The 483-nt window shown below is 69.8% G+C and carries 1 protein-coding gene and 1 pseudogene; both read left to right on the forward strand.

What is annotated here, in order from left to right; all coding sequences use genetic code 11:
- Nucleotides 1–135 (forward strand): annotated as a pseudogene (locus tag HLUSI_RS35060) (cytochrome c biogenesis protein CcdA); the annotation flags it as partial.
- A partial coding sequence (locus HLUSI_RS29790) for an aminotransferase class I/II-fold pyridoxal phosphate-dependent enzyme (RefSeq protein ID WP_040503720.1) occupies nt 135–483 on the forward strand: 349 nt, incomplete at its 3' end. The pseudogene HLUSI_RS35060 and the gene HLUSI_RS29790, both read left to right, overlap by 1 nt.

Below are 483 nucleotides of genomic sequence, written 5' to 3' on the forward strand. Positions count from 1 at the left end.
GCGCGCGCGCGCGCGCGCGCGCGCGCGCGCGCGAAACTGACCGAGGTCTCCGGGCAGGGCGGCGGCAAGTTGGCAGGGGTATTCGCCATGGGCGCGATCTCGGCGCTCATCGTTGGTCCCTGCGTCGCCGCGCCGTGCAGTCGCAACTGAAACGCACCATCCGCACCAACTACTCCAGCCCGCCGGAACACGGCGCTCGCCTGGTTGCGACGGTGCTTGGCTCGGCGCCGCTACGCGCCATGTGGGAGCAAGAGCTGGCGGCCATGCGGGAGCGCATCCGCACCACCCGGCGCGACCTGCGATTGCGACTGGAGGCGCTGGCGCCGGGTCGGGATTTCTCGTTCCTGACGCGCCAGTCTGGGCTGTTTTCCTATACCGGCCTGGACAAGGAGCAGGTGCGCAGGCTGCGCGAGGAGTACGCCATCTACACCCTCGACACCGGCCGCATCTGCCTGAGCTGGTCCGCCAACTCGGTTGAATCCC

It is taken from the genome of Herbaspirillum lusitanum P6-12 (genome assembly GCF_000256565.1).
GTDB lineage: Bacteria > Pseudomonadota > Gammaproteobacteria > Burkholderiales > Burkholderiaceae_D > Herbaspirillum > Herbaspirillum lusitanum.